The organism is Yersinia sp. LJYL362 (assembly GCF_048323875.1).
In genome coordinates, this window is sequence record NZ_JBLWEX010000094.1 from 1 (window position 1) to 10,275 (window position 10,275).

Here is a 10,275-nt window from a genome sequence, read left to right on the forward strand (position 1 = left end):
CGTATGCCATCATCAACAGCCCAAGTGTCGGTCTGGTGGCAACACCATTGATGAATACCACTAACGCCATCCTGATCATCATGCTGAGTGTGGCGACCATCACGACGATGGTGTGTTCGGTTGATACCGATTCAATCCTGAACTCCAGCACCTTCAAAGCCGGTATGAGTGCTTGTATTTGTATCCTCGGTGTAGCCTGGTTGGGCGATACCTTTGTACAACACAACCTGGACTGGATTAAAGAAACTGCGGGTAGCTTGATTCAAACTCACTCATGGCTGCTGGCCGTTATCTTCTTCTTCTGTTCAGCACTGCTTTACTCTCAGGCTGCAACTGCCAAGGCATTGATGCCAATGGCAATGGCACTGAACGTTTCACCACTGGCGGCAATTGCTTCTTTCGCAGCGGTTTCTGGTCTGTTCATTCTGCCAACCTACCCAACACTGGTAGCCGCAGTTCAAATGGATGACACCGGCACCACGCGTATTGGTCGCTTCGTGTTTAACCATCCGTTCTTTATCCCGGGCACCATCGGGGTTGCACTGGCCGTGTGCTTCGGCTTCGTGATGGGCGGTCTGGTTCTGTAATCTGCTTTATGGGGCGCAATCCATTTGCGCCCCACTCTCACTGGCGATTTACGCCAAATCTCTCCCACGGTTACACAAATCATCTTCTGACCCACATCTACTCGCGTTATAGTACCCACTTCGTCATATAAGCCGCGCGACCTACGAGGTTAAGATGTCTGATTGTGATACGAATAATTGTGATGAGAATATTTGTGATGCAATGACTTGTGATGCAATTGTGGTATTGTGCACTGCCCCTGATGAAGCCAGCGCGCAGGATTTAGCCGCGCAGGTTTTAGGTGAAAAACTGGCTGCTTGCGCCACCTTGTTACCCGGTGCGACCTCAATTTACTACTGGGAAGGTAAGCTCCAGCAAGAGTATGAAGTCCAGCTTCTGTTCAAGAGCAATACCCGTCATCAGCAGGCACTTCTCAGCTATATCAAACAACATCACCCCTACCAAACACCAGAATTACTGGTGCTGCCGGTACGGGACGGAGATAAAGATTACCTGTCATGGCTCAACGCTTCATTACTCTGATTCTGCTGCTGTGCAGCATGTTACTCGCGCCGCACAGCGCACAGGCTTCGCTGTTTGGTGACAACTCATCTTTTGGCCAAAAAAGTAGCCAGAGCCGGTTTATTCCGGTCGATCAAGCGTTTGCCTTTGATTTTCGCCAACAAGGCGACCAGCTCACCCTGAGTTGGCAGATTCATCCAGACTATTATTTGTATCGCCAGCAAATCAAAATCGTACCGAATAATGCCACTCTTGGGGCATTTACCTTGCCGGAAGGCATTGCTCATCATGATGAGTTCTATGGTGAAGTGGCGATATTCAAGCAACAGCTAACCCTGAAAATCCCTATTACACAAGCCGGTGAGCAGGCCAGTGTCAGTGTGACTTATCAGGGCTGCGCCGAAGCTGGCTTCTGCTATCCGCCAGAAACACGGGTGGTTCCACTTTCCGCCATTACTGCCAGTTCATCCACGGCGACGGTGACTGACACTATTTCACCTGCGACAAACAATGCCACTCCCGTTGCGGCTGAATTACCTTTTTCACCGCTGTGGGCGCTGCTTATTGGCATAGGTATCGCCTTTACTCCTTGTGTATTACCGATGTATCCGCTGATTTCAGCCATTATTCTCGGGCGTGAAAAACCTCACAGCCAGCGGCGAATATTGTTGTTGGCGATAGTGTATGTGCAAGGGATGGCGCTGACTTACACCCTACTCGGTCTGGTGGTTGCGGCGGCGGGTTTACAATTTCAGGCCGCGCTACAACACCCTTATGTGTTGATTGGGCTATCTGCGCTGTTTGTGCTGCTGGCGTTATCCATGTTTGGCCTCTATTCACTGCAATTGCCTTCGTCACTGCAAACCAGGCTGGTGCAGTGGAGCAGCAGCCAACGGGGCGGTTCATTGGCCGGTGTTTTTGCTATGGGCGCACTGGCGGGCCTCATTTGTTCGCCGTGCACCACAGCGCCGCTCAGCGCCATTCTGCTGTATATCGCCCAAAGCGGTAATATGTTGGCTGGCGGCGGAACACTCTATTTATATGCCTTAGGGATGGGTATCCCGCTGGTGATTGTGACCCTGTTTGGCAACAAACTGCTCCCGCGCAGTGGCCCATGGATGCAGTACGTCAAAGAGGCATTCGGCTTTGTCATTCTGGCGCTACCCGTGTTTTTACTGGAACGGGTTTTAGGGGATGTCTGGGGCTTACGTTTATGGAGTTTGCTGGCCATCGCCTTCTTCGGCTGGGCATTTATATTAAGCCTAAAAGCTCACTCCGGCTGGGCTCGTGCCTTCCAGTTGTTATTACTGGCAGCTTTGCTAATTGCCGCCCGTCCGCTACAAGACTGGGCGTTCGGCAGCCCCACACAACAGAGTGAAATTAAACATTTAGCATTTAAACAAGTGGCCGATTTACCCCAGTTACAAGCGGCGTTAGCGCAAGCTAAGGGTAAGCCGGTGATGTTGGATTTGTACGCTGACTGGTGTGTCGCTTGTAAAGAGTTTGAGAAATACACCTTCAGTGATGAACAGGTTCAGCGCCAACTAGCAGATACGGCGTTACTTCAAGCCGATGTGACAGCGAACAGTGCAGAACATGCCGCGCTATTGAAAGAGTTGAATGTGCTAGGTTTACCGACCATCCTGTTTTTCGATGCGCAAGGGAATGAAATTCCCGCAGCCAGAGTGACCGGTTTTATGAATGCGAGTGGATTCCTGCTGCATCTACAGAACCTCCCGCGCTAATCGTTAACTGATTGATATCCCGACGGTGGATGAGCATATAGTCCGGCTCATCCACTCGTATTTTCAGCTTTCCCCGCCGCCATACCTATTGCCAATGTGGCAGCAATGTTGCGCGCCGCTCTAAACACATTATCTGCGGCATTATCCAACGCCTGATCCAGAGTGCAAATAGTGTCAATGACACTGAAAACGGCATCCAGCCCGTGTTCATACACCACATCGACATCGTCAGTCAGGCTACCGGCGATCCCAATCACCGGTTTGTTATAACGCTTAGCCACTCTGGCTACACCAACAGGCACTTTGCCATGAATGGTTTGGCTATCCATCCGCCCTTCGCCCGTAATCACAAAAGTCGCATCTCGCACTAAAGCATCCAAACCCAGAGCATCCGTCACGATATCAATACCAGGGCTTAGGGTCGCGCCACAAAAAGCCAACAATGCCGCACCTAAGCCCCCGGCGGCCCCCGCGCCCTCAACCTGATCAACATCGATCCCCAGATGGCGCTTAATCACATCAGCGTAATGCCGCAACCCCTCATCCAGTTGGACAATCATCGCAGGAGTCGCGCCTTTCTGCCGACCAAAAACAGCAGAAGCCCCTGCACTGCCGGTGAGTGGGTTGGTGACATCACAAGCTACCTCGATTCGGCACGACTTGATACGTGGGTCAAGCTCTGAAATATCAATCCGATCCAACTCAGCCAGCTTACCGCCGCCAAAACCAATCTGCTTCCCATGCTTATCCAGCAGTTTGACTCCCAGCGCCTGCACCATCCCCGCGCCACCATCATTGGTCGCGCTACCTCCGATGCCAATAATGATATGTTTCACGCCCTGATTAAGCGCCTTACCAATCAATTCACCAGTACCGTAAGAGGTAGTTTTCAATGGATTACGCAAGGGAGGTGGAACAAGTTCGAGCCCACTGGCGGCAGCCATTTCAATAAAAGCGCACTTCTCATCACCGGATACCCCATAAAAGGCGTCCACCTCGTCCCCTAATGGGCCGGTCACATTGCCCTTAATCATCCGGCCAGCCGTAGCTGCAACCATAGCTTCTACCGTGCCCTCGCCACCATCGGCAACCGGCAACTTGATATATTCTGCATCAGGAAATTGAGTACGAAAGCCCGCTTCAATTTGTACGGCAACTTCCAGCGCGGATAAACTTTCTTTATAAGAGTCTGGAGCAATGACTATTTTCATAAATGATTCAATCTCATAAGCTATCCATACCACTCAAGACAGCGGGATGTTTATTAGTATAGCCCTGTAACCCGGTGGCAAGCTGATGCACTAGAAAATGCGCCCTGCTTCACAGACTGCGGGATAGCAAAAACTATGCTCTCACCTTGCCGTTATAGCTTTGGCAGGAAACTAAGTAATAAAGAGTTAGAAAAATCGAGCGGGAGTAGTGATAAGGTACAGGGGTCACTGGCAGAAAGTGCCAATACATTTATTTGTGCGATAAGCAGTGGAAGACCATGCTTGCCAGTAATCAGTTAGAGGAGAGCAATGTGCAACGCGAACAAGTTTTAAGCAGCGCGCTTAATCTGTTAGAACAGAAAGGGCTGGCAAATACCACGCTGGAGATGCTGGCAAAAGAGGTCTCAGTCGAAGTCAGTGATCTGGCTCGTTTCTGGCCGGATCGCGAAGCATTGCTGTATGATTGCCTGCGCTACCATGGACAACAAATTGATACCTGGCGGCGTCAATTGCAGCTAAATGAAACATTAAAGCCGGAACAAAAGCTACTGGCGCGCTACCAAACGCTCAGTGAACAAGTGCAAAACCAGCGCTATCCCGGCTGCCTGTTTATTGCGGCGTGCAGTTTCTATCCTGATGATGACCACCCTATCCACCAATTGGCAGAGCAGCAAAAAGAAGCCTCACTGCTCTATACACTGGAATTGCTGAGAGAAATGGAGGCTGATGATGCCGAGATGGTCGCCCAGCAAATGGAGCTGATTTTGGAAGGTTGCCTGAGTAAGCTGTTAGTTAAGCGCCAATTACAGGATGTTGAAGTGGCCAAACGCCTGGCCGAAGATGTATTGGAAGTCGCGCTATGTCGTAAATATGGGGCACTAAGTTAAGGTTACGTTAGGTTAAATTTCAGAACAATTTATGCGTTTTTTTCCATTTTTGCCTGAAAAGAGAGCGATCAATACGGTTTTAGGGGTTTTACGCGATAAATTCGTTGACGATCAGCGGCCAATACGGTTTAATGCGCCCCGTTGCCCGGATAGCTCAGTCGGTAGAGCAGGGGATTGAAAATCCCCGTGTCCTTGGTTCGATTCCGAGTCCGGGCACCATATTTAAAGAAACCAGCTTAACGGCTGGTTTTTTGCTTTCTGGCGTTTGGATGCTCTCGAATAGCGACAAAAGCCCCCCTTTATCAAGGAGGGCTGTGGTGAGATTACAAGGCGTTAGTGAAAGTACGGGAGATAACATCCTGCTGCTGCTCGGATGTTAGGGCATTAAAGCGAACTGCGTAGCCAGAAACGCGGATGGTGAGGTTCGGATAGTTCTCTGGATGAGCGATAGCATCCAGCAACATGTCGCGGTTCATCACATTAATATTGAGATGCTGCCCACCCTCCATCGCCTCATCATGGTGAAAATATCCATCCAACAAGCCAACGAGATTATTATTACGTACAGCTGAGTCCTTGCCCAATGCCGCAGGGACAATCGAGAAGGTGTACGAAATCCCGTCTTTGGCATATTTGAACGGCAGCTTACTGACCGAGGTGAGTGAGGCTATCGCCCCTTTGCGATCACGGCCATGCATCGGGTTGGCCCCAGGCGCAAACGGCATGCCGCTGCGTCGCCCATCCGGCGTATTACCGGTCTTCTGGCCATAAACCACGTTAGAAGTGATAGTCAGTATTGACTGGGTCGGTACCGCATGACGATAAGTCGGCAGCTTGCTGATTTTCTTCATAAAGCGCTCAACCAGATCGCAGGCAATCGCGTCGACACGCTCATCGTTGTTTCCATACTGCGGATATTCGCCTTCAATCGCAAAATCAATGGCCAGCCCGTCAGTATCACGGATAGGTTTAACCTTGGCGTACTTAATTGCCGAGAGTGAATCCGCCGCCACCGAAAGCCCTGCAATACCGCACGCCATAGTACGATAAACATCGCGATCGTGTAGTGCCATCAGCGAAGCTTCGTAACTGTATTTATCGTGCATGTAATGAATCAGGTTCAGGGCACTGATGTATTGCACCGCCAACCAGTCCATAAATACATCAAGGCTAACCATTACCCGCTCATAATCCAGGACCTCATCAGTCATTGGCGCGCATTTCGGGCCAACCTGGATTTTGAGTTTTTCGTCCACGCCACCATTGATGCAATACAACAACGTTTTGGCCAGATTGGCGCGTGCGCCAAAGAACTGCATCTGCTTACCAAGCACCATTGGGCTGACACAACAGGCAATAGCATAATCATCACTATTAAAGTCAGGGCGCATCAGGTCATCATTCTCGTACTGCAACGAAGATGTCTGGATAGAGACATTAGCCGCGTAGCTCTTAAATGCCGCCGGCAAAGCCTCCGACCATAAAATGGTCAAGTTAGGCTCCGGTGCCGGGCCCATAGTGTCCAATGTATGAAGATAACGGAACGTATTTTTGGTCACCAAAGTGCGGCCATCCAACCCCATTCCGCCGAGTACTTCGGTCGCCCAAATCGGGTCACCGGAGAACAATGAATCAAACTCAGGAGTCCGTAGGAAACGCACCATGCGGATCTTCATGATAAAGTGATCGACAAGCTCCTGAGCCTCCTGCTCATCCAGCAAGCCACTCGCCAAATCGCGTTCGATATATATATCAAGGAAAGTCGCGGTTCGACCTAATGACATCGCGCCACCATTTTGCGATTTTACCGCCGCCAGATAACCAAAATAGAGCCACTGAATCGCTTCGCGGGCATTTTGGGCTGGGCTAGAAATATCAAAACCATAACGCGCGGCCATCGTTTTAATCTGCAATAACGCGTGGCGATGCTCGGCCAGCTCTTCACGCAGGCGGATGACGCTTTCCAACTCAATGCCCTGCTCAAGCTGCGGCTGTAAATCAGCGAACTGCAACTCACGTTCACGCACCAGATAGTCAATACCGTAAAGAGCAATACGTCGGTAATCACCGATAATACGCCCGCGCCCGTAGCCATCAGGCAAACCAGTTAAAATGCCAGATTTACGGCATTTCAGCATCTCGGGAGAATAAACATCAAACACCCCCTGATTATGGGTTTTTCGTAAATCTGTGAAGATGTATTTGAAGTCATCATTCATCTCACGGCCATAGGCGTCAAAGGCACTTTGCACCATATTGATGCCACCGAAAGGATGCAACGCGCGTTTCAGCGGCTTATCGGTCTGTAGCCCAACGATTTTCTCCAAGCCTTGCTCGATATAACCCGCATCATGCGCCGTAATAGTGGTGGCAATATCATCATCAAAATCTACCGGGGCATGGGTGGCATTCTCCTGACGGATACCCTCCATAACCTGTTCCCATAGTTTTTGAGTAGCAGGCGTTGCCTCAGATAAAAATGACTCATTACCTTCATATGGCTGATAATTTTTCTGGATAAAATCCCTAACATTAATTTCGTCGCGCCAGTCGTTTCCGCTAAATCCCAGCCAGGCATCTGCATATTTCTTATTACTGATATCTACATCAATCTTCATGAACAAACTCCAATAAACAAGATAAAGGGATCACTTGATGGATCAGGCCGTTAAAAAACAGCCTCAGGAACCACCGTGCCCTGTTGTGCATAGCCAAGACGAATAGCATCGAGCGCAATCATTTTTTCTTCATTAGTGGGTATCACTGCGGCGGTAACTCGTGAACGTGCGGTGGTGATGATCTGGGATGATCCATGCTGCAACCGCTTATTTTTGGCGTGATCAATATCAATACCAAAAACAGCCAGATGCTCTAGTGTTAACTGCCGTATCAATGATGAGTTTTCGCCGATCCCCCCAGTAAAAATCAGAGCATCGAATCGGCGTAGCGAACTCGCGTGCCCGCCGATGTGCCGCGCCAACCGGTGTACAAAAGTATTTATCGCCAGACGTGCACCTTCATGTCCCTCGTGATAGGCATTTTCCAGCACGCGCATATCTGCGGATAGACCGGAGATCCCCAGCAACCCGGACTCTTTATTCACCATATGGTCCAGGTCTTCCAGGCTTTGACCGGTTTGACGCGCCAGGTAGGCCAATGCACCATAGTCGACATCACCACTGCGAGTTCCCATAATCAACCCCTCCAGTGGTGTCATGCCCATTGATGTATCAACACTTTTACCATCCTGAACGGCACAGAGAGACGCACCATTCCCCAGATGAGCGATAATCAAGCCGCAATCGCTGCCGTCAAATCCGAGAAAACTCGCCGCTTCCCCAACCACATAACGATAAGAGGTGCCATGAAATCCATAGCGCCGCACCCCTTGTTCGCGAAAATAGCGGTAAGGCAGTGCGTAGAGATAAGCCTCTGGTTTTAAGGTTTGATGAAAGCCAGTATCAAATACCGCCACTTGCTTGATGCCAGGGAATAACTGACGTGCAGCCTCGACGCCGTGTAAATTGGCGTAGTTATGCAGCGGGGCCAGCGGCGAAACTTTTTTGATTTCCTCAACCACCCGGTCATCAATCAATACCGACTCACTGAATATTTCGCCACCATGAGCAATACGGTGACCAATAAGTGAAATTGATTTACTCAAACCACGTTTCTCTAATTCATCGGCAATAGCAGCCAATGCGTCAGAATAATTCCATTTAGCCAATTGAAATTGTGTGACTCTATCAATCCGCAAAAAAGGCTTTTCAGTGCCGATACCATCGGCAATCCCAGAGATTACCGCTTCGCAATTGTCGGCTGTCAGCACTGAAAATTTAATGGATGATGAACCACAGTTAATAACCAAAACTGTAGGATTTAATGTCATGTGATTACTCCGCCCGTGTTTCATTGGGTAAAACACGGGCTTTTAGCGCCGTACTTACAATAATTTGTAGACGATGTTGAAGATGGTCAGCAGACCGACGATAGTGACAAAATAGTTTTCTGGCCGCCCTCTGAAACGGGCCAGAGAAGGTAATTTATGAATAGCGTACATTGGCAACAGGCACAGGAGCGAAGCAATAATAGGTGCGCCCATAGCTTCAATTAAATCAAGTATATTAGGATTGATATAAGCTACTAACCAGGTTGATCCCATAATAAAGAACATGCTGATCAGATTAAGCTTCCCACTGGATATTTTTGTTTTATCACCTTTATAACCGAACTTAATGACTAAACCATTAAGACCTTCCAACGTACCGAGATAATGTCCGAAGAAAGATTTAAAAATAGCGACAAGCGCTATTAGCGAAGCGGCGTATTCCAGAGTGATTGAAAAAGTCGACCGACTACCGGCCATCGAAGAAAAATGGTTAGCCAGATAAGACAATACTGGGATATTTTGTGCCTTGGCTTCCGCCATATTTTGTGGTGAAAGGGTAAATAGGCAGCTAAAGGCGAAGAACATCACCACTGCCACCATTAATATGCTGGCCCTACTGATAATCTGAGAGCATTTCTTCTCAGTATATTCACGGCCAAATTCCGGTTCGTATTCTTCACGTTTCGATACCACGAAAGAAGAAACAATCGGTGAGAAGTTGAAGGAGAACACCATAATGGAAATCCCCAACCATACTGTCACCAATATGCCATCGTGCCCTAACAACGAAATCTGACTCAAATCCACTTGCTCAATAACCGAGGCATTCCAGTAAGGAATTAATGAGAGAGAGATAAGCACCAGGCAAGCAATAAACGGGAAGACCAGGAAACTCATTACCTTAACCATCAAGTCTTTACCGAAGTAAATGACCACGGCCATTAGTAGCAATAACGCTAGTGCTACCACACCCCGGTTTAATGGCGCTAACTGGAGTTGATTTTCCCAGAAAGTCATAAAGGTATTGGTGATAGTCACACCATAAATCCACAGCAGCGGACAAATGGCAAAGAAATACAAGAAGGTAATAACCACACCACCGGTTTTGCCAAAATGTTCTTCGACAGTTTCAGTGATATTGCCCGAACAATTGCTACCAGATAAACATAAGCGAGCAAGTGCACGGTGGCAGAGGAAGGCGATAGGATATGCCAACACCAACATAATTAAAATAGGAATTAACCCGCCAAAACCCGCGCGGATAGGAAAGAATAAAACCCCGGCCCCTATAGCTGTACCAAATAATCCCAAAGTCCAAGTTGTGTCAGATTTGCGCCACGTTTTTGTTTCTATTGTGGTTGTAATAGCATTATCGATATGCATTAATAAATTCCTTATTAATATATTTTACGAAATACTGCCTAGTCCCGTTATTTGTGATACGCGCGATAAAT

8 protein-coding genes and 1 tRNA gene are annotated in these 10,275 nt (G+C 48.7%); 5 read left to right on the forward strand and 4 right to left on the reverse strand.

From position 1 onward, the window contains the following. The 3 genes from ACNSO8_RS04020 to ACNSO8_RS04030 form a co-directional block, all read left to right on the forward strand. Positions 1–587: anaerobic C4-dicarboxylate transporter family protein (locus tag ACNSO8_RS04020; protein ID WP_418393906.1), on the forward strand; the 587-nt coding region annotated here is incomplete at its 5' end. A 154-nt stretch (positions 588–741) separates the two neighbouring features. Further along, positions 742–1,110 (forward strand): divalent cation tolerance protein CutA, encoded by a 369-nt coding sequence (cutA, locus tag ACNSO8_RS04025; protein ID WP_019080730.1) that lies wholly within the window; start codon positions 742–744, stop codon positions 1,108–1,110. Next, positions 1,086–2,834, forward strand: a complete 1,749-nt coding sequence (locus ACNSO8_RS04030; RefSeq protein ID WP_050322009.1) for a protein-disulfide reductase DsbD — start codon at positions 1,086–1,088, stop codon at positions 2,832–2,834. Before cutA ends, ACNSO8_RS04030 begins: the two co-directional genes overlap by 25 nt. Before the next feature lie 47 nt (positions 2,835–2,881). Here the strand turns inward: ACNSO8_RS04030 and ACNSO8_RS04035 are convergent, their stop codons facing one another. Next, positions 2,882–4,045, reverse strand: a complete 1,164-nt coding sequence (locus ACNSO8_RS04035; protein ID WP_418393907.1) for a glycerate kinase — start codon at positions 4,043–4,045, stop codon at positions 2,882–2,884. Positions 4,046–4,356: 311 nt separating this feature from the next. Here ACNSO8_RS04035 and ACNSO8_RS04040 point away from each other — a divergent pair, with 311 nt between their 5' ends. Together ACNSO8_RS04040 and ACNSO8_RS04045 are read left to right on the forward strand one after the other, a co-directional pair. Beyond that, positions 4,357–4,932 (forward strand): transcriptional regulator, encoded by a 576-nt coding sequence (locus tag ACNSO8_RS04040; protein ID WP_026017989.1) that lies wholly within the window; start codon positions 4,357–4,359, stop codon positions 4,930–4,932. A 143-nt stretch (positions 4,933–5,075) separates the two neighbouring features. Continuing rightward, a tRNA-Phe gene (locus ACNSO8_RS04045) sits at positions 5,076–5,151 on the forward strand. Between the two features lie 104 nt (positions 5,152–5,255). Here ACNSO8_RS04045 and pflB read toward each other — a convergent pair. From pflB to tdcC, 3 genes are read right to left on the reverse strand one after another with little or no spacing between them, the layout of a single operon-like run. Beyond that, positions 5,256–7,550 (reverse strand): formate C-acetyltransferase, encoded by a 2,295-nt coding sequence (gene pflB, locus ACNSO8_RS04050; protein ID WP_050121439.1) that lies wholly within the window; start codon positions 7,548–7,550, stop codon positions 5,256–5,258. 50 nt (positions 7,551–7,600) lie between these two features. Beyond that, a complete protein-coding gene (tdcD, locus tag ACNSO8_RS04055; RefSeq protein ID WP_418393908.1) occupies positions 7,601–8,821 on the reverse strand; it encodes a propionate kinase in 1,221 nt (406 codons plus the stop codon). 54 nt (positions 8,822–8,875) lie between these two features. Beyond that, a complete protein-coding gene (gene tdcC, locus ACNSO8_RS04060; protein WP_005175589.1) occupies positions 8,876–10,204 on the reverse strand; it encodes a threonine/serine transporter TdcC in 1,329 nt (442 codons plus the stop codon). Between the last annotated feature and the right edge of the window lie 71 nt (positions 10,205–10,275).

Coding starts and splice junctions, on each gene's coding strand:
- cutA (WP_019080730.1), top strand. CDS start 742: ATGTCTGATTGTGATACGAATAATTGTGATGAGAATATTTGTGATGCA.
- ACNSO8_RS04030 (WP_050322009.1), top strand. CDS start 1,086: ATGGCTCAACGCTTCATTACTCTGATTCTGCTGCTGTGCAGCATGTTA.
- ACNSO8_RS04035 (WP_418393907.1), bottom strand. CDS start 4,045: ATGAAAATAGTCATTGCTCCAGACTCTTATAAAGAAAGTTTATCCGCG.
- pflB (WP_050121439.1), bottom strand. CDS start 7,550: ATGAAGATTGATGTAGATATCAGTAATAAGAAATATGCAGATGCCTGG.
- tdcD (WP_418393908.1), bottom strand. CDS start 8,821: ATGACATTAAATCCTACAGTTTTGGTTATTAACTGTGGTTCATCATCC.
- tdcC (WP_005175589.1), bottom strand. CDS start 10,204: ATGCATATCGATAATGCTATTACAACCACAATAGAAACAAAAACGTGG.